General features: G+C 73.1%; 21 protein-coding genes and 6 tRNA genes. 10 read left to right on the forward strand and 17 right to left on the reverse strand.

Going from position 1 to position 23,821, the window contains the following annotated elements; genetic code table 11:
- Positions 1-67: 67 nt before the first annotated feature.
- On the forward strand, positions 68-1,744 hold the full coding sequence (locus tag SXIM_RS01885; protein WP_046722746.1) for a hypothetical protein: 1,677 nt from the start codon (positions 68-70) through the stop codon (positions 1,742-1,744).
- Between the two features lie 28 nt (positions 1,745-1,772).
- On the opposite strand, the gene SXIM_RS01890 is transcribed toward SXIM_RS01885, so the two are convergent.
- From SXIM_RS01890 to SXIM_RS01900, 3 genes are all read right to left on the reverse strand, one after another.
- Complete coding sequence (locus tag SXIM_RS01890; RefSeq protein ID WP_030727203.1) at positions 1,773-2,321, reverse strand: HIT family protein; 549 nt, start codon at positions 2,319-2,321, stop codon at positions 1,773-1,775.
- 335 nt (positions 2,322-2,656) lie between these two features.
- Complete coding sequence (gene thrS / locus SXIM_RS01895) at positions 2,657-4,636, reverse strand: threonine--tRNA ligase (RefSeq protein WP_030727204.1); 1,980 nt, start codon at positions 4,634-4,636, stop codon at positions 2,657-2,659.
- Between the two features lie 166 nt (positions 4,637-4,802).
- Positions 4,803-4,874, reverse strand: a tRNA-Val gene (locus SXIM_RS01900).
- A 335-nt stretch (positions 4,875-5,209) separates the two neighbouring features.
- Between SXIM_RS01900 and SXIM_RS01905 the strand changes: the two genes are divergently transcribed.
- Positions 5,210-5,623, forward strand: coding sequence for an SsgA family sporulation/cell division regulator (locus SXIM_RS01905; RefSeq protein WP_003959770.1), 414 nt, complete (start codon positions 5,210-5,212; stop codon positions 5,621-5,623).
- Positions 5,624-5,805: 182 nt separating this feature from the next.
- A complete protein-coding gene (locus SXIM_RS01910) occupies positions 5,806-6,381 on the forward strand; it encodes a CGNR zinc finger domain-containing protein (protein ID WP_030727207.1) in 576 nt (191 codons plus the stop codon).
- A 47-nt stretch (positions 6,382-6,428) separates the two neighbouring features.
- Here SXIM_RS01910 and SXIM_RS01915 read toward each other — a convergent pair whose 3' ends face one another.
- Together SXIM_RS01915 and SXIM_RS01920 are read right to left on the reverse strand one after the other, a co-directional pair.
- Positions 6,429-6,629, reverse strand: a complete 201-nt coding sequence (locus tag SXIM_RS01915) for a hypothetical protein (RefSeq protein ID WP_043176912.1) — start codon at positions 6,627-6,629, stop codon at positions 6,429-6,431.
- 85 nt (positions 6,630-6,714) lie between these two features.
- Positions 6,715-7,110, reverse strand: a complete 396-nt coding sequence (locus SXIM_RS01920) for a hypothetical protein (RefSeq protein WP_046722756.1) — start codon at positions 7,108-7,110, stop codon at positions 6,715-6,717.
- A 109-nt stretch (positions 7,111-7,219) separates the two neighbouring features.
- Here SXIM_RS01920 and SXIM_RS01925 point away from each other — a divergent pair, with 109 nt between their 5' ends.
- The gene (locus tag SXIM_RS01925; RefSeq protein WP_030727213.1) at positions 7,220-7,729 is read left to right on the forward strand and encodes a DsbA family protein; all 510 of its coding nucleotides are present in this window, start codon (positions 7,220-7,222) and stop codon (positions 7,727-7,729) included.
- 34 nt (positions 7,730-7,763) lie between these two features.
- Here the strand turns inward: SXIM_RS01925 and SXIM_RS01930 are convergent, their stop codons facing one another.
- From SXIM_RS01930 to SXIM_RS01940, 3 genes are read right to left on the reverse strand one after another with little or no spacing between them, the layout of a single operon-like run.
- Positions 7,764-8,609, reverse strand: coding sequence for a GNAT family N-acetyltransferase (locus SXIM_RS01930; RefSeq protein ID WP_030727217.1), 846 nt, complete (start codon positions 8,607-8,609; stop codon positions 7,764-7,766).
- A gap of 8 nt (positions 8,610-8,617) precedes the next feature.
- Positions 8,618-9,445 carry an aminotransferase class IV gene (locus SXIM_RS01935; protein ID WP_046722757.1) on the reverse strand — a complete coding sequence of 276 codons (828 nt, stop codon included), beginning with the start codon at positions 9,443-9,445 and terminating at the stop codon, positions 8,618-8,620.
- Complete coding sequence (locus SXIM_RS01940) at positions 9,420-10,496, reverse strand: chorismate-binding protein (RefSeq protein ID WP_030727222.1); 1,077 nt, start codon at positions 10,494-10,496, stop codon at positions 9,420-9,422. Before SXIM_RS01940 ends, SXIM_RS01935 begins: the two co-directional genes overlap by 26 nt.
- A 114-nt stretch (positions 10,497-10,610) precedes the next feature.
- Here SXIM_RS01940 and SXIM_RS01945 point away from each other — a divergent pair.
- From SXIM_RS01945 to SXIM_RS01965, 5 genes are all read left to right on the forward strand, one after another.
- Positions 10,611-10,683 (forward strand) — tRNA-Gly (locus SXIM_RS01945).
- A 22-nt stretch (positions 10,684-10,705) separates the two neighbouring features.
- A tRNA-Cys gene (locus SXIM_RS01950) sits at positions 10,706-10,776 on the forward strand.
- 1 nt (position 10,777) lies between these two features.
- Positions 10,778-10,849: transfer RNA gene (locus tag SXIM_RS01955), tRNA-Val, on the forward strand.
- A 23-nt stretch (positions 10,850-10,872) separates the two neighbouring features.
- Positions 10,873-10,944 (forward strand) — tRNA-Val (locus SXIM_RS01960).
- Positions 10,945-10,963: 19 nt separating this feature from the next.
- Positions 10,964-11,038, forward strand: a tRNA-Val gene (locus SXIM_RS01965).
- Positions 11,039-11,226: 188 nt separating this feature from the next.
- On the opposite strand, the gene SXIM_RS27220 is transcribed toward SXIM_RS01965, so the two are convergent.
- Positions 11,227-11,388 (reverse strand): hypothetical protein, encoded by a 162-nt coding sequence (locus SXIM_RS27220; RefSeq protein WP_168222744.1) that lies wholly within the window; start codon positions 11,386-11,388, stop codon positions 11,227-11,229.
- Between the two features lie 316 nt (positions 11,389-11,704).
- Between SXIM_RS27220 and SXIM_RS01970 the strand changes: the two genes are divergently transcribed.
- A complete protein-coding gene (locus SXIM_RS01970; RefSeq protein WP_030727225.1) occupies positions 11,705-12,802 on the forward strand; it encodes a serine/threonine-protein kinase in 1,098 nt (365 codons plus the stop codon).
- On the opposite strand, the gene SXIM_RS01975 is transcribed toward SXIM_RS01970, so the two are convergent.
- The 8 genes from SXIM_RS01975 to SXIM_RS02010 all read right to left on the reverse strand — a co-directional run bounded on the left by SXIM_RS01975 (position 12,787) and on the right by SXIM_RS02010 (position 23,654).
- On the reverse strand, positions 12,787-13,623 hold the full coding sequence (locus SXIM_RS01975) for a TrmH family RNA methyltransferase (protein WP_078846811.1): 837 nt from the start codon (positions 13,621-13,623) through the stop codon (positions 12,787-12,789). The genes SXIM_RS01970 and SXIM_RS01975 overlap by 16 nt on opposite strands.
- Positions 13,620-14,858, reverse strand: coding sequence for a uroporphyrinogen-III C-methyltransferase (gene cobA / locus SXIM_RS01980; RefSeq protein WP_046722758.1), 1,239 nt, complete (start codon positions 14,856-14,858; stop codon positions 13,620-13,622). The genes SXIM_RS01975 and cobA overlap by 4 nt, the downstream gene beginning before the upstream one ends.
- Before the next feature lie 117 nt (positions 14,859-14,975).
- Positions 14,976-17,495, reverse strand: coding sequence for a nicotinate-nucleotide--dimethylbenzimidazole phosphoribosyltransferase (gene cobT / locus SXIM_RS01985; RefSeq protein WP_425473450.1), 2,520 nt, complete (start codon positions 17,493-17,495; stop codon positions 14,976-14,978).
- 1,479 nt (positions 17,496-18,974) lie between these two features.
- Positions 18,975-20,180 carry a precorrin-6y C5,15-methyltransferase (decarboxylating) subunit CbiE gene (cbiE, locus tag SXIM_RS01990; RefSeq protein ID WP_030727235.1) on the reverse strand — a complete coding sequence of 402 codons (1,206 nt, stop codon included), beginning with the start codon at positions 20,178-20,180 and terminating at the stop codon, positions 18,975-18,977.
- Positions 20,181-20,248: 68 nt separating this feature from the next.
- Complete coding sequence (locus SXIM_RS01995; RefSeq protein WP_030727237.1) at positions 20,249-20,836, reverse strand: GNAT family N-acetyltransferase; 588 nt, start codon at positions 20,834-20,836, stop codon at positions 20,249-20,251.
- A 122-nt stretch (positions 20,837-20,958) separates the two neighbouring features.
- Positions 20,959-21,822 carry a MetQ/NlpA family ABC transporter substrate-binding protein gene (locus tag SXIM_RS02000; RefSeq protein ID WP_030727239.1) on the reverse strand — a complete coding sequence of 288 codons (864 nt, stop codon included), beginning with the start codon at positions 21,820-21,822 and terminating at the stop codon, positions 20,959-20,961.
- Positions 21,823-21,945: 123 nt separating this feature from the next.
- Positions 21,946-22,614 (reverse strand): methionine ABC transporter permease, encoded by a 669-nt coding sequence (locus SXIM_RS02005; protein ID WP_030727242.1) that lies wholly within the window; start codon positions 22,612-22,614, stop codon positions 21,946-21,948.
- Positions 22,614-23,654, reverse strand: coding sequence for a methionine ABC transporter ATP-binding protein (locus SXIM_RS02010; protein ID WP_030727245.1), 1,041 nt, complete (start codon positions 23,652-23,654; stop codon positions 22,614-22,616). Before SXIM_RS02010 ends, SXIM_RS02005 begins: the two co-directional genes overlap by 1 nt.
- Positions 23,655-23,821: the final 167 nt, after the last annotated feature.

Below are 23,821 nucleotides of genomic sequence, written 5' to 3' on the forward strand. Positions count from 1 at the left end.
TGTGCCGGTCCTCCCGGAGGGGAACGGGCCACCCGGGCGGCTGAAGTGTGAGGACTGGGGGTTTGCGATGTCGGCGCTGGACGATCTGCGCAACGCGGCGGGCATTGATTTCGACTTCGCGCCGGGCGCGCAGGTGCCGCTGTCCGGGGCGGGCACCGGGCACTCGGGGATGAGCCAGGCGCTGGCCTCGGTCGCCTACCGGGATGTGCCTCCCGAGGACATCAAGGAACCGAACGACGCCGCCGGGGTGAACAAGGGCAAGTTCACCCTGCTGGAGCCCAATCTGGGCGAGGCGTTCACCCGCGCCGTGGAGACCCGGATGATCGCCGACGGCCGCAAGCCGCTGGTGCAGTCCTTCGGGGCCGATCCGCAAACGGTGGTGGAGCACGCGCTGTCCGCCAAGCGGATCCGCAAGCAGCGGGACCGCAGGCTGACCCTCATCATGGGCATCTTCGGGGTGCTGTTCCTGCCGGGCGTGCTGATATGGCTCGGGCTGTTCCAGCTGCGCCGCACGTTCGCCGGCTCCCAGGGCCGGCAGGCGGGCTTCCTGGGCACCCTCACCCTGGTGGCGATCGCCGCGCTGATCGCGCTGCTGGTGATCAGGGTGCCGCTGGGCGGGCCGATCCGGCTGTACGTGTGGAGCATGCTGCCGGCGCCCATCATCGGATGGTACTGGGCGAAGCAGATCTCCGAGCGCACCGCGCAGAATCTGCGCGCGCACTGGGCGGACCTGGCGGGCGGCGGCGGCTCGGGCGCGATGATCCCCGAGGCCGTTCCGCAGAACCCCAACGACAAGGAGGCGGAGCGGCTGCGGGTGGGCCTGGCCAAGCTGGCCGCCGAGCAGAACAGCAACATCGTCCACTACGCGGGCCCGCAGGGCATTCTGGGGATGGGGGTGCGCTGGGGCAGCTGGCAGCTGGCCGAGGAGCTGGTGCCCAAGGACCCGGGGCGCGAGATCGACCCGTTCCGGGCCTGGGACGTCGCCCGTGCCATCCACGACCAGTTGCGGATGCTGGAGCGCGGCCCGCTGCACACCGGTGGCTTCCCCACCCCGTCGATCAAGCACTGGGTGGTCCGTCACATAGGGGAGGGCGCCGGCGCGATCAGCCGGCCCATGGGGGACACCGCCGACTCGTTCGGCATCGACAACCTCGAGGTCCAGCGGATCTGCAACGAGCAGCAGTTCGACAGCGGGGACCGGCACTATCTGGGCGTGCAGTTCGTGCTGTGGGACGGCGAGCTGGTGCTCACCATGATGATCACCGTCACGGTGCTGCACCACACGCTGCGGATCGAGGTCACCGGGCACGCGCTGGGGCCGATCCACGGGTTCTTCCGCAAGGGTCCGGACGGCAAGTCCAAGGAGATCCGCGATCCGGTCAAGTTCTGGAAGAAGAAGAAGGTGCCGCTGCCGCTGGTGGACGCCAAGGAAGTGGTCCGGCTGGCCGCCCGCGCCCCGCTGACCTGGTTCCCGGCCAAGCTGGACGCCTACGGCGGCACCATCTCGCTGCCGGAGCCGTTCGGTCTGCGGCACACCTGGGCGGGCAAGCCGTGGCGGCACCGCTTCATGGCGGACGACGCGCTGCGCGCGGCCACCCCGGTGCTGCGGGTGGCGCACGCGGCGGCGTTCCGGGTGCTGGAGGAGAACGGCGTGGACATCAGCCGCTTCGAGGGCCGTTCGCAGGCGCTGGGCGGCGCGGTGCAGGCCGCCGAGCCCCGTAAGGCCGACGAGTACAACATGTGAGGCGCGGCCCGTCACGGGCCGCGCCGGGTCAGCCGGCGGGCCAGGCGGCGGCGAGCAGCCGCCTGGTGTCGGCGAGCAGTTGGGGCAGCACCTTGGTGTGCCCGACCACCGGCATGAAGTTGGCGTCGCCGCCCCAGCGGGGTACGACGTGCTGGTGCAGATGCGGGGCGATGCCGGCGCCGGCCGCGCTGCCCTGGTTCATCCCGATGTTGAAGCCGTGCGCGCCCGAGGCGGTACGGATCGCGGTCATCGCGCGCTTGGTCAGCAGCGCGAGTTCGGCGGTCTCGTCCTCGGTCAGCTCGGTGTAGTCGGCGACGTGCCGGTAGGGCACCACCAGCAGATGACCGCCGTTGTACGGATAGAGGTTGAGCACGGCGTACACCTGCTCGCCGCGGGCGATGACGAGCCCGTCCTCGTCGCTCTTGGTGGGGATGACGCAGAAGGGGCAGCCGTCACCGGCGCCGTCCCCGCGCGGCTTGCCCTCGCCCTGGATGTAGGCCATCCGGTGGGGGGTCCACAGTCGCTGGAACGCGTCCGGCGTCCCCACCCCGATCTGCTGCTCCGGCTCGCTGTTCATCTGAGTTCCTTCGTGGGCTCCCCCGCTTTCGGGCGAGAGAAGAAGCGGACACGCGGCTTGCATACTCAAAGAGCTTGGTCGACCACGAAGCGTGACAGCCGAGCTTACCGCCGGGCTGGTGGGAAGTCAGGTCTGTGGAGCTTGTGTAAGACCGTGGGCGGTACACCGTCCCTTCGCTGGTAACCCCAGACGGCAACGGGCTGTGAAGCAGAAAGGTCCGGTCCGCGAGGGCTGGGATTCCCTTCGTTCTTTCACGAGGGGGAGGAGGTCAAGGCGGTCAGCATAGGCTCCGCCGGGCGGTCCGGGGTAATCCCGGACCGCCGGCCGGCGGGCGATCAGACCTGGACGCGGGCCTCGACGGCCCCGGCGATCTCGCGCAGTGCCTCCGCGCGCGGGATGCCGTTCTTCTGGGAGCCGTCGCGGTAGCGGAAGCTGACCGCGCCGTTGGCCACGTCGTCGTCTCCGGCGATCACCATGAAGGGGATCTTGGCCTTCTGGGCGTTGCGGATCTTCTTCTGCATCCGGTCCGAAGAGGTGTCGACCTCGAACCGGAGCCCGGCGGCCTTGGCCTCGGCGGCGAACTCCTCCAGGTAAGGCACGTGGGAGTCGCCGACCGGGATGCCGACCGCCTGGACGGGGGCCAGCCACGGCGGGAAGACACCCGCGTAGTGCTCCAGCAGGACGGCGAAGAACCGCTCGATGGAGCCGAACAGGGCCCGGTGGATCATGACGGGCCGCTGCCGGGAGCCGTCGGCGGCGGTGTATTCGAGGTTGAAGCGCTTCGGCTGCTGGAAGTCGACCTGGATGGTGGACATCTGCCAGGTACGGCCGATGGCGTCCTTGGCCTGGACGGAGATCTTCGGGCCGTAGTAGGCGGCGCCGCCCGGGTCCATGACGAGTTCGAGGCCCTGCTTGCCGGCGGCCTGGCGCAGCGTCTCGGTGGCCTCCTCCCACTCCTCGGGCTCTCCGATGAACTTGTCGGAGTCGTCCCGGGTGGAGAGCTCGAGGTAGAAGTCGTTGAGGCCGTAGTCGCGCAGCAGGTTCAGGACGAAGGTCAGCAGGCTGTCCAGTTCGTCCGGCATCTGCTCGGTGGTGCAGTAGATGTGGGAATCGTCCTGGGTGAATCCGCGGGCCCGGGTGAGGCCGTGGACAACTCCGGACTTCTCGAAGCGGTAGACGGTGCCGAACTCGAACAGCCGCATCGGCAATTCCCGGTAGGACCGCCCGCGCGCCCGGAAGATGAGATTGTGCATCGGGCAGTTCATGGCCTTGAGGAAATAGTCCTGCCCTTCGAACTCCATGGGCGGGAACATCGACTCGGCGTAGTTCGGCAGATGCCCGGAGGTCTCGAACAGCTTGGCCTTGGAGATGTGGGGGGTATTGACGAATTCGTACCCCGACTCCTCGTGCCTGCGGCGCGAGTAGTCCTCCATCACCTTGCGGATGACACCGCCCTTGGGGTGGAAGACCGCGAGGCCGGAGCCGAGCTCCTCGGGGATGGAGAACAGGTCGAGTTCGGAGCCGAGCCTGCGGTGGTCGCGCTTCTCGGCCTCGGCCAGGAACTCCAGGTGGGCCTTGAGTTCGTCCTTGGTGGGCCAGGCGGTGCCGTAGATGCGCTGGAGCTGCGGGTTGCGCTCGCTGCCGCGCCAGTAGGCGGCGGCGGACCGCATGAGCTTGAAGGCCGGGATCAGCCGGGTGCTGGGCAGGTGCGGGCCGCGGCACAGGTCCTTCCAGCACAGTTCGCCGGTCTTGGCGTCCACGTTGTCGTAGATGGTGAGCTCGCCCGCGCCGACCTCGGCGGAGGCGCCCTCGGCCGCGTCGGCGGCGGAGCCCTTGAGACCGATCAGCTCGATCTTGTAGGGCTCGGCGGCGAGTTCGGCGCGCGCCTCGTCATCGGTGACGACCCGGCGGGCGAAGCGCTGACCCTGCTTCTGGATCTGCTGCATGCGCTTCTCGATGCGGCCCAGGTCCTCGGGGTGGAAGGGCTGCTCGACGTCGAAGTCGTAGTAGAAGCCGTCCTTGATGGGCGGGCCGATGCCCAGCTTGGCCTCGGGGAAGAGGTCCTGCACGGCCTGGGCCAGCACGTGGGCGGTGGAGTGCCGCAGGATGTTCAGGCCGTCGTTCGAGCTCAGCTCGACCGGCTCGACCTCGTCGCCGTCGGCGAGCGGATGCGTGAGGTCGCGCAGCTCGCCGCCGACGCGGGCGGCGACGACGGAGCGCTGCCCCTCGAAGAGGGCGGCGGCCGTGGTGCCCGTGGTCACCACGCGCTCTTCCCGCTCGGAATCGCGTTGGATGATCACACGGACGTCTGACACCGGTCTCTCCTGACGTTGGCGGCTGCTCGATGCGCAGCGCTCGCTGCGGTTTCGCATGGTACCGAGCGGGCTGGCCCGGCCGCGAAACGGTTGCGGGGCCGGAGCGCGCAGCCCGGCCAACCAACGCAAGAAGGCCGGTCCTTGACGGACCGGCCTTCCCAGGGCGTGGGCGATACTGGGATCGAACCAGTGACCTCTTCGGTGTGAACGAAGCGCTCTCCCGCTGAGCTAATCGCCCTGGGCTGGTGCTTTCGGGCTGTTCCCCTCGGCACGAGAAGAACCATACACAGCTCAGCGCCCCAGAACCAAATGAACTCCCGGCGGGCGACCGGGCCCTCGCCGCCGGCCGGAGTGCGGGGCGGAGCGCGGCGGGCGTCACCGGATGGCGCATCACTCGTTGACAGGGGCGGCGCTCTCTGTAGCCGACTGTGCACAAAATGGCACTCACCCATTCGAATGATGTCAAGCATCGCAAATAGGACAGAGGGGTTTACAACCGGCGCGTACGTGGCATGTCGAATTCGCCGACGTGCGAATCCCCGAGCGCACACTGAGCGAAAGGCCCTGGCGCTTATGAACACCACGGTCAGCTGCGAGCTGCACCTGCGCCTCGTTGTATCGAGCGAGTCCTCACTGCCTGTACCCGCGGGGCTGCGGTATGACACGGCGGACCCCTACGCCGTACACGCCACATTTCACACCGGAGCCGAAGAAACCGTCGAGTGGGTTTTCGCCCGCGATCTCCTGGCCGAGGGGCTGCACCGGCCCACCGGGACGGGAGACGTCAGGGTGTGGCCCTCCCGCAGTCATGGCCAGGGGGTCGTGTGCATCGCACTCAGCTCCCCGGAGGGCGAAGCACTGCTTGAGGCCCCCGCCCGGGCCCTGGAATCCTTCCTCAAGCGCACCGACGCCGCCGTCCCGCCGGGCACGGAGCACCGCCACTTCGACCTCGACACCGAGCTCTCGCACATTCTCGCGGAGAGCTAGAGACCCGCCGGTTCTCCGCGCCGTCCGACTCGGGGCGACGGCGCGGGGCCGGCGTCGCACACAGCGCGCAGCGCCGTCGCGGACCACGCGGCGGCGCTGTCGTGTCACCGAGCGGCTAAAGTCCGGGGGCAGGAACGCCAGGGAGGGCGGGCCCCCGCCCCTGACCCCACCGGGAGACGGCCTTGCTGATCAACCACGACACCCGGTGTGCGCTCACCCATACCGTGGATCTGCTGAACACCGCCCTCGGCGACGGCTCGCCGGACGCGCTGAGCACCGTGGAGCAGCTGCGCTCCTACGTCGAGTCCCACGATCTGAGCGGCGTCCAGGTGGGAGCCCTGAGCGAGGCGGACCTGGCGGGGGTGCGCCGGGTGCGCGAGCTGTTCGCGGCGGTGTTCGCGGCGGGAACGGACCGGGAGGCCGCCGAGCTGATCAACGCGATGGTCGCGAAGGCCGGCACCACCCCCCAGCTGACCGACCACGACGGCCACGACTGGCACGTGCACTACTTCGCGCCGGGCGCCTCGGTCGCCGATCATCTCTCCGCGGACTGCGGGATGGCGCTGAGTTTCTTCCTGGTCGCCGGGGAACGGGAGCGGCTGCGGCGCTGTGACGCGCCGGATTGCCGCCGGGCCTTCGTGGACCTGTCCCGCAACCGTTCACGCCGTTACTGCGACAGCAGGACCTGCGGGAACCGGCTGCACGTGGCCGCCTACCGGGCCCGGCAGCGGCGCTCGGCGGCGCACAGCGGCAGCTGACCCTCCCCCGGCCGGAGGGCGGGCCGGAGGGCGGTCGACGCCCCCCGTCACAACCAGAACCGGTCATAGACCCCCGAGACGAGCAGCAGCACGCCGATCACCGTGAGGAAGAGGATCAGCGGCGGCTGCGAGAGCGCGAACAGGCAGCCCCTGGCCTCCGGATCACCGGGGTCAGGGGCGGGACGGTCGGCCGTGTCGGGCCGGATCGGGGGATCGGGAGCGTGCTGCTCCCCGGTGAAGTGCGCCATGTCGCGGTGATCATGACGCAGCGGACGCCCCCTCCGCGATCAACACACCTCATATGAGCGGGGATTCGCTATTTCGAGGGTCTGGTCATATGCCGTGCTTCTTCAGGATGGCCTCGATGTCCGAGAAGTCGTCGGCGGGCGCCGCGGCGGCGGCACGGCCACGCTCGGCGGGCAGCGCGGGGGCCTGCGCGGCCGGCTCGGCCGCGGCCTGTCCCGCACCGCCGCCCCCGCGGCGGTCCGCGAACCCGGCGACGAAGAAGATCAGCACGGCGAGACCGATGACGCCCAGGCCCGCCCAGGCGACCGGGTTGAAGGTCATGTTGAGCACGAACCGCACCACACCCGTCATGGCGAGCCCCAGGGGCAGCAGCGAGAAGGCCGCCACCCGCAGCGCGGTAGCGTAGCGGCGGCGCTTGGCCACCAGAAAGGCCACACCGAGGCCGGCGGCGGTCAGCAGGGTGCAGAATGTTCCGATCAGCATCCTTCCATCCTGCCTGGCGCCGCCCCCGGAGGCCATGGCCGCAGCGGGGGGATCAGGGACAATTCGGGGTAGCGGCGGGCCACGGCGGCCCGGCTGGAAGACTGGGGGCATGAGCGAAGCAACCGGCCGCACCGTCGTGCTCGACGTGTGGTGCGACCTCCAGTGCCCCGACTGCCACCGCGCCGAGAGCGACCTGCGGGCCCTGCGCGAGCGGTTCGGCGACCGGCTGGAGATCAGGCGGCGGCACTTCCCGCTGCCGGGCCACCGGCACGCGCAGGCCGCCGCCCAGGCCGCCGAGGAGGCGTACGCGCAGGGCCGGGGCGACGCGTACTGGACGGCGCTGCTGGAGCGCACGGCGGAGCTGCGCGAACGCGGGGAGCCGGTGCTGGGCGAGGTGGCGCGGGCCACCGGGGTGGACGCCGAGGAGATCGAGACCGCGCTGATCGACGGCCGCCACCTGCTGGCCGTGGACGCCGACCAGGCCGAGGGCCAGGCGCTGGGGGTGCGCGGCACCCCCAGCTACGTGATCGCCGGGCAGCGGCTGGACGGCGGCGCGAGCCAGGACGGTCTGCTGGAGCGGATCGGCGAGATCGCCCAGGAGGAGCTCGACCGGGCCTGAGCGCCCCAGGCACCCGTCCCGGCACCCCACGCGGTCAGAGCAGCGGCTTGTGCAGCCGCAGGGCCACCGGGCGGTAGCCGAGGGAGTCGTAGAGCCGGCGGGCGGGGGTGTTGTCGGTGAGGACGCTCAGGCCCAGCAGTTCGCCGCCGGCGGCGGCGGTGCGGCGCTCGGCCTCCCGCAGCAGCGCACGGCCGTGCCCCTGCCCCCGGTGCGCCTCGGCGACCTCCACCGCGTACACGTAGCCGTCCGCGCCGTACGGCAGCCGTCCGGGGCCCGTCGTCAGCCACAGGGTGCCCACGTCGGTGCCGTGGTGGCTGAGTACGCGCAGCACGGCGCCCTCGGTGCGGTGGCCCTGTGGCAGTTGTGCCGCGAGCAGGGTGTCGGCGTGGGCGGCCGCGTCCTCGGGCCCGGCACCCTGCGCGCGCCGCGCGGCGGCGAGCCGCTCCCGCTCCGCCGCGTGCCAGGCCGCGTACTCCCGCTCCCCCATCGGCCGGAACCCGCTGCCCGCCGGGAGCGGCGGCGGCTGGTCGGCCGGTCTCTTGGCCAGCCAGCGGTTGCGTTCGGTGTAGCCCAGCGCCGTGAACAGCCCGAGCGCCGGGGCGGCTTCGGCCGGGATGTCCACCTCGGCCCGTACGCAGCCCCAGCCGCGCAGGATCTCCTCCGCGGCCAGGGCGGCCACCGTGGCCCGCCCGCGGCGGCGGTCCTGCGGCGCCGCGATGCCCAGCTCCTCGATGCGGCCCGCGGCCGGCCCGTATCCGGGGACACGGGTCAGCCGCAGGCCGCCCACCGGGCGGGAGTTGACGCGTATGTCGTAGCCACGGGTCCGGCCGCCATGGGCGGAGCGCTCCTCGGGCCCGTTGGGCCGCACGGTGGTGGTCATCTCGCCTTTCAGGGGTCGATGTCGGCCGCGGAGCGGGCCTGGAAGACGCGCAGCGCCTCGGCGGTCACGGGGCCCGGGGCACCGGGCAGTTCGCGGTCGTCGACGCGGCGCACGGCCTGCACGTCGCGGGTGGAGGAGGTGAGGAAGATCTCGTCGGCCCGCTGGAGCACGTCCATCGGCAGTTCGGTCTCCTTGGCGCCGGCCCATTCGACCACCAGGGCCCGGGTGATGCCGGCCAGACAGCCGGAGGCCAGCGGCGGGGTGTGCAGTTCGCCGTCGAGGACTACGAAGACATTGGTGCCGGTTCCCTCGCACAGGGCGCCGGTGGTGTTGGCGAACAGCGCCTCGGAGGCGGCCTGCTGGTGGGCGCGGGCCAGGGCGATGACGTTCTCGGCGTAGGAGGTGGACTTGAGCCCGGCCAGCGCGCCGCGCTCGTTGCGGGTCCAGGGCACGGTGATGACGGCGGTGGTGGCGGGCCGGCGGGCCGTCTCGGCGTGCGCGATCAGCAGGGTGGGCGGTGCGTCGCCGCGGTCGGAGCCCAGCGGGGAGGTGCCGCCGGTGTAGGTGATGCGCAGCCGGCCGAAGGGCACCGGCTCGCTGTTGTCCAGTACCGCCCGGCAGGCGCGGCGCACCTCGTCGCGGTCGGGCTCGGGCAGCCCGAGTCCGGCGGCGGAGGCCGCGAGCCGGTCGAGGTGGCGGCTCATCGCGAAGGGGCGCCCGTGCTCGGTCTTCAGCGTCTCGAAGACTCCGTCGCCGACCGTGAGTCCGTGGTCGAAGACGGAGACCTTCGCGCTGTCGGCGTCCCGCAGCTCACCGTCCAGCCAGATCAGCGCCATGGTGTCGTTCTCCTGTCTCGTGCGTGGTGCCCGACGCTACCGTGAGCAGCCGTTCGGCCTTGAGTTCGGTCTCCGCCCATTCCCGCTCGGGGTCCGACCCCCAGGTGATACCCGCGCCGGTGCCGAAGCGCAGCACCGGAGGGCCGCCGGTGCGGTCGGTCCAGAAGGTGCGGATGCCCACCGCCAGCTCGCCCGTACCGCGATCGGCGTCGACCCAGCCGATGCCGCCGCAGTACGGGCCGCGGGGGGCACGTTCCAGTGTCTCGATGATCTTCAGGGCGCTGGGCTTGGGCGCGCCGGTGACCGAGCCGGGCGGGAAGGTCGCGGCGAGCAGGTGGGCCCAGCCGGTGCCGGGGGCGAGTTCGCCGCGGACGGTGGAGACGAGGTGGACGAGTCCGGGATGGGGCTCGGTGACACACAGTTCGGGCACGGTGACGCTGCCGGTGGCGCAGACCCGGCCCAGGTCGTTGCGGACGAGGTCCACGATCATCACGTTCTCGGCGTGGTCCTTGGGCAGCAGGTCGGCGGCCGTGCGGCCGGTGCCCTTGATCGGGCCGGATTCCACGGTGTGGCCACGGCGGCGCAGATACAGCTCCGGGGAGGCGGTGGCGATCTCCACGCCGTGTCCGGGCAGCCGGACGGTGCCGGCGTACGGGGCGGGGTTGCCGCGGGCCAGCAGCGCGGTCAGGGCGTCGATGTCGGCGGCGGACGGGTCGGGCAGCGGGGCGGTCAGGACCCGGCAGAGGTTGGCCTGATAGACCTCGCCGGCCGCGATGTGCTCGCGGATGCGCCGGACGGCAGCGGTGTAGGCGGCGCGGTCCAGGGAGGTGTGCCAGCTCCTGGGGTCCGGGCCGCGCCAGCGGCCGGTCCTGACCGGGAGGGCGGGGGCGCGGCGCACCTGTCCGAAACGGGCGCACAGCGGGCCGCCCTCGTAGTCGGCGACCACCGCCCACCAGCCGGTGGAGTCCAGGGCGGCGGGGTCGCGGGTGACGTCCCGCAGGTCGGTGGCCAGATACCCGCCGAGGCGGGCAAGCGGAGCGAAGTCGTGCACATGTGCGAGTCTAGGCCGCGGATACGGGCCCCACCGAGTTTGAGCTGGCCCGCGGATCCGCTAGAGTTCATGACGTCACCAGGGAGCACAAGCCTCCAGGGGGGCATACACACTGCGGACGTAGCTCAGTTGGTAGAGCACCACCTTGCCAAGGTGGATGTCGCGAGTTCGAGTCTCGTCGTCCGCTCGAAGGGGGCCTGGCCCCCTCCGGTGGAGTGGCCGAGAGGCGAGGCAACGGCCTGCAAAGCCGTCTACACGGGTTCAAATCCCGTCTCCACCTCGGACGATTAGCTCAGCGGGAGAGCGCTTCCCTGACACGGAAGAGGTCACTGGTTCAATCCCAGTATCGTCCACTGGGTCCTTAACGGGCCTTCCCGCGCGATTAGCTCAGCGGGAGAGCGCTTCCCTGACACGGAAGAGGTCACTGGTTCAATCCCAGTATCGCGCACGCGAGATCAGCGTCACACGGACGATTAGCTCAGCGGGAGAGCGCTTCCCTGACACGGAAGAGGTCACTGGTTCAATCCCAGTATCGTCCACCACCGGCAAGGGCCGGGAAGCCGCACGGCTTCCCGGCCCTTCGTCTGTGCCCCTTGGGCTGTGTACGTACGCGGTGCCCGGGCAGCTCCCCAGCTGCCCGGGCACACATGCCGTCCGCCTGACCCCCGTCCCCACGGGGTGTTGGCCGGTGTCCCCGACCCGGGCCGCTCTCCCGGGTCCGGAGCGCTGTTCAGCGCCCCAGAAGTCCGGCCACGGACGACGCCTGTGTCACGACGGCATCGACGCCGCCGATCACGACCGCGAGTGTGATGGCCAGCGGCAGCACCATGGCCACCGCGATCAGCGGATGACGCCGTGCCGCCCTGGGCGAACCGCCGGTCAGCTGCGTCATCTGTCCACTCCCGTCGAGTTGTTGGCAAGCGGCGGGCGGGTGACCTCGGGGGACGAGTGCTGCGCCCGCCGCTTGACCTCAACACTAGGCGGCGGCCCCCGTCCCGGCGTCAGCCCGGCGTATTGAACCCGTGGCCTCCCAGGGGATGACGCGAGGCCCCGGGGGCTACTCCCCAGGGTGGACGAGAGGTGGGATTCACCAGGGGTTTCCCCCAGGGGACCCGCGCACCGCACGCCCTTCTCGGCGTTGTGGCCGCCCAGTCCGTAAGCTGTGCGACGGCTGTTGAACAGCACAAGAACCGGGCTGCGAGGTAGAGATGGCGATGATGCGGCTCCGGCGCGAGGACCCGCGGGTCATGGGGGCGTTCCGGCTCCACCGCCGGCTGGGCGCGGGGGGCATGGGGGTGGTGTACCTCGGCTCGGACCGGCGCGGGCAGCGGGTGGCGCTCAAGGTGATCCGGCCCGATCTCGCCGAGGACCACGAGTTCCGGGCCCGGTTCGCCCGCGAGGTGTCGGCGGTGCGCCGCATCAGAGGGGGGTGTACGGCCCGTCTGGTGGCCGCCGATCTGGACGCCTCGCGTCCCTGGTTCGCGACCCAGTACGTGCCGGGGCCCTCGCTGCACGACAAGGTCGCCGAACAGGGCCCGCTGTCGGCCGCCGAGACGGCCGCGATCGGCGCCTCGCTCGCCGAGGGTCTGGTCGCCGTGCACGAGGCCGGGGTGGTGCACCGGGACCTGAAGCCGTCCAACATCCTGCTGTCGCCCAAGGGTCCGCGCATCATCGACTTCGGCATCGCCTGGGCCACCGGCGCCTCCACCCTCACCCACGTGGGCACGGCCGTGGGCTCACCCGGCTTCCTGGCACCCGAGCAGGTACGGGGGGCGGCCGTCACCCCGGGCACCGACGTGTTCTCGCTGGGCGCCACCCTGGCGTACGCCACGCTGGGCGACTCACCGTTCGGGCAGGGCAGTTCGGAGGTGATGCTCTACCGGGTGGTGCACGAGGAGCCGATCCTGCGCGGCACCCCCTCGGCGCTGGCGCCTTTGCTGCGCGCGTGCCTGGCCAAGGCCCCGCAGGAACGGCCCAGCACGCTTCAGCTCGCGAGCCGGCTGAAGGAGATCGCCGCCCGCGAGGCACGCGGCACGGCCCTGGCCCCGCGCCCCAGGCCCCGCCCCGCGGTGCCCGCGCCCGCCGCACCGCCGCAGCAGGCCCGTACCGCCCGCCCGGAGCCCGCCGCCCCGGGCCCGCGCCCCTCCCCCGTCCCGCGGCCCGCCGCCCGGAGGCCCGCACCCGCGCCGGTACGGCGCGGGGTGGACCGCGGGCTGCTGCGGCAGCGGCTGATCGTGTTCGTGGTGGTGACGCTGCTGGTGGCGCTGGGCATCGCGGCGGCCCAGGGCTGTCAGGGCCCGGTCTGAGGCGGCCGGGAGGTGGCGACGGCGTAGAAGGCAACGGCGGCGGCAGCGGCCACGTTCAGCGAGTCCACCCCGTGCGCCATCGGAATGCGTACCCAGGTGTCGGCAGCGGCCAGGGCGCGCGGAGTGAGACCGTCGCCCTCCGCGCCGAGCAGGAGCGCGACCCGCTCCGCCGGCTCCTCCCGGCGGAGGGCGTCGGCCAGCTCCACCGCCCGCGCGTCGGGGGTGAGCGCCAGCAGCCGGAACCCGGCCTCGCGCACCCCGGTGAGGCTGTGCGGCCACTGGGCGAGCCGCGCGTACGGCAGGGAGAACACCGCGCCCATCGACACCTTGACCGAACGCCGGTAGAGCGGATCGGCGCTGTCCGGTGACAGCAGGACGGCGTCCATGCCCAGGGCGGCCGCGCCCCGGAAGATCGCGCCGATGTTGGTGTGGTCGTTGACGGCCTCCACCACCGCGACCCGGCGGGAGCGGGCCAGCAGGTCCGCCGGGTCCGGCAGCGGCAGCCGGTGCAGGGAGGCCAGGGCGCCGCGGTGGACGTGGTAGCCGGTGACCTGTTCGGCCAGTTCGGGCGTGACGACGTACACGGGGGCGCCGCAGGAGGTGATGACATCGCCCAGTGCCTCGGCCCACTTTTCGGTGAGCAGCATCGAGCGCATCGGGTAGCCGGCCGCCAGGGCGCGGCGGACGACCTTCTCGCCCTCCGCCATGAACAGCCCCTCGGCGGGTTCCCGGCGGCGGCGCAGGGCGACGTCGGTCAGCGCCGTGTAGTCGGTGAGCCGGGGGTCGGCGGGGTCGGTGACGGGGATCAGCGGCACGGTCACGGGGTCTCCTCCGGGTGCTCCGCGACGGTCACCACATCGCCGACGACGATCACGGCGGGCGGCCGGACGCCGGTGGCGGCGATGCGGTCGGCGGCCGTCTGCAAGGTGGCGTCGACGCGCCGCTGGGCGGCGGTGGTGCCGTCCTGGATCACCGCCACCGGGGTACGCGGGTCCCGGCCGTGCCCGATCAGGGTGGCGGCGATCGCGGGCATCCGTTCGACCGCCATCAGCAGCACGAGAGTGCCGCGCAGCCGGGCGAGACCCGCCCAGTCCACCAGCGACTTGGGGTGGTCCGGCGCCAGGTGGCCGCTGACCACCGTGAACTCGTGTGCGACACCGCGGTGGGTGACCGGGATGCCGGCCGCGCCGGGCACGCTGATGGCGCTGGTGACCCCGGGGACCATGGTGACCGGGATGCCGGCCTCCGCCAGTGCCGTGGCCTCCTCCATGCCCCGGCCGAAGACGTACGGGTCTCCGCCCTTGAGCCGCACCACGGACTTCCCGGCCCTGGCGTGCTCGATGAGCGTCCCGTTGATGGCCTCCTGGGCCATGGCCCGGCCGTAGGGGATCTTGGCGGCGTCGATGACCTCGACGTGGGCGGGCAGTTCGTCCAGCAGGTCGCGCGGCCCGAGCCGGTCGGCGACCACCACGTCGGCCTCGGCCAGCAGGCGGCGGCCGCGCACGGTGATCAGGTCGGGGTCACCGGGGCCGCCGCCGACCAGTGCCACCCCGGGCGTGCGGGTCCGGTGCCTGGGCGCGGCCAGGGTGCCCTCGCGCAGCCCTTCGACGACGGCGTCCCGTACGGCGGCGGAACGGCGCGGGTCACGGCCGGTGAGCACGGCGACGGTGACGCCCTCGCTGCGGCCGGTGGCCGGGGTCCAGGCGGTGGCGGCGCCTGCGTCGTCGCTGCGGACGCACCACACCCGGGCGCGCTCGGCCTCGGCGGAGGCGGCGGCGTTCACCTCGGGGTCGTCGGTGGCGACCAGCGCGTACCAGGCGTCGGCCAGGTCACCGGGCCGGTATCCGCGCCGCTCCCAGCGCAGTTCGCCGGCCTCGGCCATGGCCTGGACGGAGGGGGTGACGGCGGGGGCGATCAGTCGGATGTCGGCTCCCGCGGCCAGCAGGGCGGGCAGTCGGCGCTGGGCGACGGTGCCGCCGCCGAGCACCAGGACCAGGCGACCGGTCAGCCGCAGTCCGACGGGGTACGCGGGGTGGTCGGGGTGTGGCTGTGGCATGGGTGACGCGGCTCCTGGTGAGCGAGCGGGATCGCCGCTGCGACGCTGGAGCGGCTGCGATGAGCTGGGTGGCGGCCGGGGCAGAGCGCCCCGGCCGCCACCCACACAGTACGGTCCTCAGTTCTTGTCGCTGACGCCTGCCGCGTCGAAGGTGGCGACCTCCCGCATGGCGCGGGCCGCGCTCTGCACCACCGGCAGCGCCAGCAGCGCCCCGGTGCCCTCGCCGAGCCGCAGGTCGAGATCGACCAGCGGACGCAGGCCGAGCGCGGTGAGCGCGGCCATGTGGCCGGGCTCGGCGCTGCGGTGGCCGGCCACGCACACGGACACCGCCTCGGGGGCGATGGCGCGGGCGGTGAGGGCGGCGGCCCCGGCGCTGACCCCGTCCAGGATCACCGGAACGCGCAGCGAGGCGCCGCCGAGGATGAACCCGGTGAGGGCGGCGTGTTCGAGGCCGCCGACCGCCGCGAGCACGCCGATGGGGTCGGCGGCGTCGGGCTGGTGCAGGTGCAGGGCGCGGCGTACGACATCGATCTTGCGGGCGTGGGTCTCGTCGTCGACGCCGGTGCCCCGGCCGGTGACCTCGGAGGGCTCGCTGCCGGTGAACACGGCGATCAGCGCGGCGGCGACCGTGGTGTTGGCGATGCCCATCTCGCCGGTGAGCAGCGCGCGGTTGCCTGCCGCCACCAGATCGCGGGCCGTTTCGATCCCGACCTCGATGGCGCGCTGCGCCTCTTCGCGGCTCATGGCGGGGCCCGCGGTGATGTCGGCGGTGCCCGGCCGTACCTTGCGGGGCATCAGCCCCGGCTGGCCCGGCAGTTCGCCGCGCACGCCGACGTCGATCACGCACACCTCGGCGCCGACCTGCTGGGCGAAGGCGTTGCACACCGCTCCCCCGCCGAGGAAGTTGGCGACCATCTGGCCGGTGACCTCCTGCGGCCAGGGCGTGACGCCCTGGGCGTGCACCCCGTGGTCGCCGGCGAAGATCGCGACGGCGGCCGGCTCGGGCAGTGGCGGCGGGCAGTGGCGGGACAGGCCGCACAGCTGGGCGGAGATGACCTCCAGGGCGCCGAGCGCGCCGGAGGGCTTGGTCATCCGCTTCTGTCGCTCCCACGCCTCGGCCAGGGCCTGGGCGTCCAGCGGACGGATGTCCTCCAGCGTCTCGCTGAGCAGATCGTGCGGCTCGGCCCCGGGCAGCGCGCGGCGGCCGTAGGACTCGTCGTGCACGACCCAGGACAGGGGCCGCTGCCGGGCGGGCCCGGGGGGCGCGGTCCCGGTCTCGTCCGCGAAGGCGTCGACGTAGCCGATGCAGAGGTAGGCCACGATCTCCAGGTGCTCGGGGAGTTCGAGGGTGCGCACCAGTTCGCGGTCGTCGTAGAAGCTGACCCATCCGACGCCGAGGCCCTCGGCGCGGGCGGCGAGCCAGAGGTTCTCGACGGCGAGCGCGGAGGAGTACGGCGCGAGCTGGGGCTGCTGGTGCGGCAGCGGGGTGTGCCGGCCGCCCCGGGTGGGGTCGGCGGTCACCACGATGTTGACGGGGGTCTGGACGATCGCGTCGGTCTTGAGCTCTTTGAACTGCTTGGCGCGGCCCTTGGGGAGCGACTTGGCGTACGCCTCGTGCTGGCGGACGGCCAGCTCGTGCACCTGGGTGCGGGTCTCGGCGGACCGGATGATGACGAAGTCCCAGGGCTGGGTGTGCCCGGAGGTGGGCGCGGTGTGCGCGGACTCCAGGACGCGCAGCAGGACTTCGTGCGGGATGGGGTCGGGCAGGAAGCCGTGCCGGACATCGCGCGGCTCGCGCATGAGCCGGTGCAGGGCGGCGGGGTCCGCCGCCGGGGGTGCGGCGGAGGTGGCCGGGCGGCCGGACGGCGCGGCGACGTGCTGCGTGATGGAGACGGCGCCCGGGGGCGCGGGGGTGGTGGGCGCGCCGCTGGCCGGGGGTGCGGCGGGGCCGTTGGCCGTGGCGGCGGGCGGGACGGCCTCCGGCGCGGGGGCCGCCGGGGGGCCTGCCGGTACGGGAGCCTGCGATGTCCCGTCGGGAACGGCAGGACCGGCCTCGGCGGCTCCGCCGGGCTCGGGCGCCACGGCACCGGCGGTGGGAGGTGCCCCGGCGTCGGCCGCCGGGGCGGGCGCGGTGGCGGCGCCCGGGGCCGGTGTTCCGTCGGCGAGGGCGGGAACCGGGTGGGCTCCCTCGGCTTCGGCCGCCGTGGTGGCCGGTGCGGTCACGGTGACGGCACCGGGGCCGGCCTCGGCATCGCCGGCCGGCGGCGGCGGGGTGACCGCGGCGGCGGGCTCAGCCGGGGAATCGGTCGCAGTCGTGGAAGCGGGCGGCGCCGTGACCTGGGGCTCGGTGGCGGCCGAGGGCTCGGCCGGTGCGCCGGGGGCGGGTGCCTCCGGCTCGGCGGGAGAGGCGCCCTGCGGGGCCACCACGGCCTCGGCGGGGGCGGCTGCGGCGGCCGGGGGTTGCGCGACGGCGTCGGTGTCGCTGCCCGCCGGGTCGGCGGCGGGCACAGCAGTCTCGGTTCCGTCGGGCGGGCCGGGAGCGGCGGCTTCGGGCGCCGGCCCTTCGGTCACGGGGCCGTCGTGGGTGCCGGGGACGGCGGGCGCCGGGGCGTTGCCCTCGGGAGGGGGCGTGGGCACGCCCGGACCTGCTGCGGCGGGGGCCTGGGGTGCGCCCGGCGCGGCGGCGGTCACCGTTGCCGGGGCGGCCACGGGCGTGGCTGTGGTGGTGCCGCCGTTTGCCGGAGGGCCGACCGGCTCCGCCGGCGCGGCGGCGGGCGCCGGAGTGCCCTCGGTCCCACCCGGGACGGGCACGCCGGGGGCTGCTCCTGCGACGACCGGGCTGCCCGGAGCGGCGGCGACGGCGCTGTCCGGGGAAGGCACCGGCGCGGGAACGGTCGGAGCCCCGGCAGGGACAGGCGCCTGCCCGCCCGGGGCGGCTGCCGCCTCGGACGGTGCGGCGGGAGAGCCTTCGGGGGCTGTCAAGGTTTCGTCCGTGGTTTCTGGAGCGGTGGCGACCACGTCGCCGGGCTCACCGGTTGCGGCCGGCTCCTCGGCGGGCGCCTGGTCCTGCCCGACCGCTCCGGCTTCGGGGGTGCCGGGAGCGGGCACCGTGCCCGGCTCCTCCGCGTCGGTGAGTGTCTCACCCGGCGCCGCCGGTGTGGCGGCGCCGGCCGGCGGGGGCGCCTGCCCGCTGCCGGGAACGGAAGGTGCGACGGCCCCGGCCCCGGGAACGCCGCCGGCCGGTGCCCCGTTCTGCGGGGCACCCGGAACGGCCCCCTCCCCGGGGGCGGAGACTGCGGCTTCGGGTCCTGCGGACACGGCGCCGTCACCGACCGCGGGTGCGGCATCGGCCGCCGGGCCGGGAACGGGCGTGTCCTGTCCGGGAACGGCGGCGGGCGCCATGTCGGGGACGGGGGCCCCCGGAGCCGTGCCGCTGTCATCGGTCGCGGGTGCTGTCGCGCCGGCCTCGGCCGGGCCCGCCACCGGGGCCACCGGGCCGCCGTCGGCACCGGGGGCCGGGACGGGGCCAACCGCGGGCGGCGCGGGGGCAACACCGGGCGTCGGCACACCGGGAACCACCGCCGTGGCCACGCCGCCGCCAACGGGGGTCGCCAAGGCCGGTGGTGTGTCCGGGTGCGCGGCGTTCACGGGTACCTGCGCGGCGCCCGCTGCCGGCACCGGCGTCGCCGGCTGCGGCCACGCGGATGCGGCGCCCCCGGGACGGGGGGCGGGGAACTGGGGAGCCAGTTGGGCCGGTCTCGGGGCCGCCGGAGTGATCGGCTGCGGGGTGGGCGCCGCGTCGCCCCAGGCGACATGCGCCCCCGGCATCAGCAGATCTTCCTCTTCGCCCTCGACGACATCGTCCGCCTGGACCGGGAAAGGAAAGCCCTGTTCCGGCTCTCCCCCCTCCGGGATCCGGCCGGTGTCCGTCATGCGTACCCCTCGCCCATCGGTAGTGCTCTGCCGGGTTGCGCCGGGCTCATCCGGACATTGGCGGATGAATCATCAAGTCCGGCCGTCGGCACAACGATCCACCAGCCTACCGCTGCCCGTACCCGCCCGGGGTCGTGGGTCGTACGAGTGGCCCGGGATGCTCCCGGTTTGTCTTCGCGCTGGTCACAGACGGCTTCCGGCCAACAGGAACACCACGGAGCGGCCCCGTTCGGACCACTCCTGGGTCTCCAGTTCCACCGATTGCAGGAGCGTGCAGCGCACGGTGTAGCCGGCGCCGCTGAGCACCCGTCCCGCTGCCTCCGCCTGATCGCGGGTCATGGCATGGGTGACGATCCGCTGCGGCCTGCGGTCCGCGCAGGCGACGAGGGTGCGGTGGCCGCCTCCCCCGACACGTACCACGTCGGGCTCCGGCAGCGACTGGAGCACCTGGGGCGCGACCCCGTGCACCACGTGCAGTTGCACGCCGAACCGCCGGGCGGTGGCGCCGGCCAGGGCGCAGGCGTCGGCGTCCCGGTCGACCGCGATGACGGCGGCGCCGTGCCGCGCGGCCTCCAGGGCGGCCAGGCCGCTGCCGGCGCCGATGTCCCACACCAGGTCGCCCATGCGCGGGCCGAGCACGGCCAGTTCCAGCGCCCGCAGTTGAGGGGTGCGGCCGGGGGCGGGCAGGGCGGTCTGCCGGTACTCGGCCGGTTCGAGGCCCCAGCCGCGCGGTTCGACGGCCGCGGCCGGGTCCTGGCCGGCCAGCCAGCTCTCCCCCGCGCCGCTGGTCCCGCCGACGACGATGACCAGGTTGGGGTCGGTCCAGCGGTGCCGCGCGACCTTGTCCGAGGTGAGCACGGACACCCGTTCCCGGTCGGTGCCCAGCGACTCGCAGATGACGAAGGTGCGGTGCACGTCGCCCAGCAGCAGGGCGATCTCGGCGGGTCCGGCGCCGGGTGAGGTGAGGACGGCGACCTTGGGGTGGGCACGGCACACGTTGACGGCGCGGCGCAGGGTGCGCTGCTGCGCGGTGACCACGCGGGCGTCGTCCCAGGGCATGCCGACGCGGGCGAACCCCGCCGCGACGGCCGAGACGGCCGGCATCACCTCGACCTCCAGGCCGTGTTCGAGGTCGCGCAGGGTACGCACGACGCCGAAGAAACCGGGGTCACCGTCGGCGAGGACCACCGCCGTGCCGCGGTGCGCGGCGATCCGGCCGGCGGCCAGGCTGAGGCTGCCGAGCTGGACGCGTTCGGCCCGGGCGGGGACCTCGGGCAGCACCAGGTGCCGGGGGGCGCCCGCGACCAGTGTGGCGGCGCTCAGGGCGGCCTGTGCGCCCGGGGTGAGCGGGCTGCCGTCCCATCCGATCACGGTGACGCGGTCGGCCATGTACGGGGAGCTCCTGGACTCGTCACGGGTGGGATGTCCCGCTGAGCCTACCCCGCGTGATCAGGGGCTCAGCGGTCCTCGAGGTCCTCGGGGAGCAGGCTCCACACGATGGTGTCGGTGCGGATGTCGGTCCAGCCGCCGTCCTCGGTGCGCGAGCGTACTATCCGGGCGTTGCGCAGGACGCCCTCGCTGACGCAGCCGGCCTTCTGGGCGACCCGCTGGGAGGCGGTGTTGCCGGCGGCGGTGCGCAGTTCGAGGCGTTCGAAGTGCTGGTCGTGGAAGAGCCACTGGGCGACGGCGAGCACGGTCTCCACGGCGTACCCCTCGCCGCGGCCCCAGGGACCGATGACGTAGCCGATCTCGGTTCTGCGGTTGCGCCAGTCGGTGTTCATCAGGTGGGCGCTGCCGACCAGCCGCTGGGTGAGGTGGTCGGTGACGGCGAAGACGATGCCGCGTCCGGAACGGCGTTCGGCCGGGGCTCGTCTGACGACCCACTCGTGGGCGTCGCGACGGGTGTACGGGGTGGGGGCACTGGTCCAGGCGGCGGTCAGCTCGTCGTTCATCATGTCGGCGAGCGGAGGGATGTCGGCTTCCTCGAAGGGGCGCAGCACCAGGCGTTCGGTGCTGATGGAGATGTCGGGGAAGAGGGATGTCATGCGCCGCTCCATACCTGGGGTCCGAGGGGACAGCATGCAGTATCCAGCCCTTTTGCGCAGCGCCGGGCCCCGGCAGGGGTGCCGGGGCCCGGTGCTGGAGGGGCTGGTGACCGCGGAACCGGTCAGGCGCCGGGGGTGCCGAACGCCGGGACGACGGAGCCCGGGTAGGTGTCCTCGATGAACTGCGCGACCTCGTCGGAGTTCAGCAGCTCGGCGAGGGTCTGGACGGCGGGGTCGTTCTCGTGGCCGGCCTTGACGGCGAGGAAGTTGGCGTAGGGGTTGCCCTCGGCCTCTTCCAGCGCGATGGCGTCGTCGGCCGGGGAGAGGTCGACCTCCAGGGCGTAGTTGCCGTTGACGACGGCGGCGTCGAAGTCGTCCAGGGCGCGCGGGAGGCTGGCGGCCTCCAGCTCGGTGAACGTGATGCCCTTGTCGTCGGTGATGTCGCCGAGGACGGCGTTGGCGCCGACGCCGTCCTTGAGTTCGATGACGCCGTTCTGGGCGAGCAGCTGAAGGGCGCGGCCGCCGTTGCTGGCGTCGTCCGGGATGGCGATGGTGGAGCCCTCGGTGAGCCCTTCGACGCTGTCCAGGGACTTGGAGTACAGGCCGAGCGGCTCCAGGTGCACGTTGACGACCGGGACGATGTCGGTGCCGTGGTTGGCGTTGAAGTCGTCCAGGTAGGGCTGGTGCTGGAAGTAGTTGGCGTCCACCTCGCCGCTGTCGACGGCGGTGTTGGGCAGCACGTAGTCGCTGAACTCCTGGACGGTCAGGTCGAGTCCGGCGTCCTCGGCGAGGTTGTCCCGGACGAAGTCGAGGATCTGCGCGTGCGGGTTGGGGCTGGCGGCGACGGTGATCTTCTGGGTGTCCCCGGCGGAGGACCCGGCGTCGTCGTTCGACGAGGGGTCGGAGTCGGTGCCGCATGCGGCCAGGCCCAGGGTGAGAGCGGCTGCGGACGCCACGACGGCGGCGGTACGGAGGTGAGTACGCACGAAAAGTGCCTTTCGGTTACGCGGGTGCGGTGTTTCCTGTGATCCCGGGGGTGCCGGGGGTCTGTGGGGTGCGGGGCGGCCGGTACGGGCCGTTGGGGGTGTCCCCTGCTCGGAGGGGTCAGGTCATCCGGTGCGCCCGCGGCGGGTGAGGAGTCGGACGACCCCGTCGCCCAGGAGCTGCACGATGGTCACGATGACGACGATGACCGCGAGGATGACGTACATGAAGTCGGTCTCGAAGCGCTGGTGGCCGTAGGTGAGGGCCAGGGTGCCCAGGCCGCCGCCGCCGACGGCCCCCGCCATCGCGGAGTAGCCGATGAGGGCGATCACGGTGGTGGTGAGTCCGGCGACCAGAGAGGCCAGGGACTGCGGCAGCAGCACTTTGAGGACGACGGTCCAGGTGCCGCCGCCCATCGCCTGGGCGGCCTCGACCAGTCCGTGGTCGACCTCGCGCACGGAGGTCTCCACCAGCCGGGCGAAGAAGGGGATGGCGCCGATGGCCAGCGGCACGATGGCGGCGGTGGGGCCGAAGGCGGTGCCCACCACCCAGCGGGTGAAGGGGATCAGGGCGACCATCATGATGATGAACGGCAGCGAGCGGCCGACGTTGACGATGGCGCCGAGGATCTTGTTGACCACGGCGTTGGCGAGCATGCCGCCGCGGTCGGTGAGCACCAGCAGGACGCCGATGGGCAGTCCGCCGAGGGCGGCGATCAGGGTGGACCAGCCGACCATGTAGAGGGTGTCGATGGTGCCCTGCTCCAGCAGGGGCCGCATCTGATCCCAGCCCATCAGGCACCTTCCTTGCTGAGCGCGACGGCGGCCGGGGCGGCCGTGCCGGGTATCTCGACGGTCAGGCCCTGGGCGCGAAGGAAGGCCAGGGCACGGTCGTTGTCGCCGGGGCCGCCGGGCAGCTCGATGCGCATCCGGCCCACCTGGGCGTCGCCGACGGTGTCCATGGCGGCGCCGAGGATCGACACGTCGACGGCGTGGTCGCGGGCGAGCTGGGAGATGACGGGCCGCCCGGCGCTGCCGCCGTGGAAGGTGATGTCGACCAGGGTGCGGCCCTCGCCCGCCGCGCCGGTGAGCGGGAACAGCTCGTGGGCGAGGGTGGAACCGGGGGTGGCCAGCAGGTCGGAGACGACGCCGGACTCCACGACGCGGCCGTCCCGCATCAGGGCGGCGGAGTCGCAGACGGCCTTGACGACGTCCATCTCGTGGGTGATGAGCAGGACGGTGAGGCCGAGCTGCTGGTTGAGGTCGCGCAGCAGCTGGAGTACGGAGCGGGTGGTCTCGGGGTCGAGCGCGGAGGTCGCCTCGTCCGAGAGCAGCACCTTGGGGTCACCCGCCAGCGCGCGGGCGATGCCGACGCGCTGCTTCTGGCCGCCGGAGAGCTGGGTGGGGTAGGCGCGGGCCTTGTCGGCGAGGCCGACGAGGTCGAGCAGGTCCAGGGCCTTGCGGGCGCGTTCGCGGCGGGTGAGCCCGAGAATCTCCAGCGGCAGCTCGATGTTGCCCTGCACGGTGCGGGCGGAGAGCAGGTTGAAGTGCTGGAAGATCATGCCGATGCGGGTGCGGGCCTCGCGCAGCGGGCGGCCGGCGCGCTTGCCGCGGCCGGCCAGGGCGGTGAGGTCGACGCCGTCGACGGTGACCGTGCCGGAGGTGGGGCGCTCCAGCAGGTTGACGCAGCGGATCAGGGTGGATTTCCCGGCGCCGCTCTGTCCGATGACGCCGAAGACCTCTCCGGGCCGGACGTGGAGGTTCACGCCGTCCAGCGCGGTGACCTCCCGGCCGCGTGAGTGGTAGACCTTCGTGAGGTCCGTGGTGGTGATCACTGGGTTCCCGTCACAGTCGAGTGTCCGGGCGCGCGGCTCGGCGCGCCGGGCACGGGGCATGTCCGCGCGCGGGGTCCGCGGGGACAACGAGAGAGAGGATGAGCGCGGGGGCCGGAGGGCCGGGCAGGTTGTGCCGGCCGGCGGCTGTCAGGTGTCGCTTCGGGGCG

Source organism: Streptomyces xiamenensis, assembly GCF_000993785.3.
In the GTDB taxonomy this organism is placed as follows: Bacteria; Actinomycetota; Actinomycetes; order Streptomycetales; family Streptomycetaceae; genus Streptomyces; species Streptomyces xiamenensis.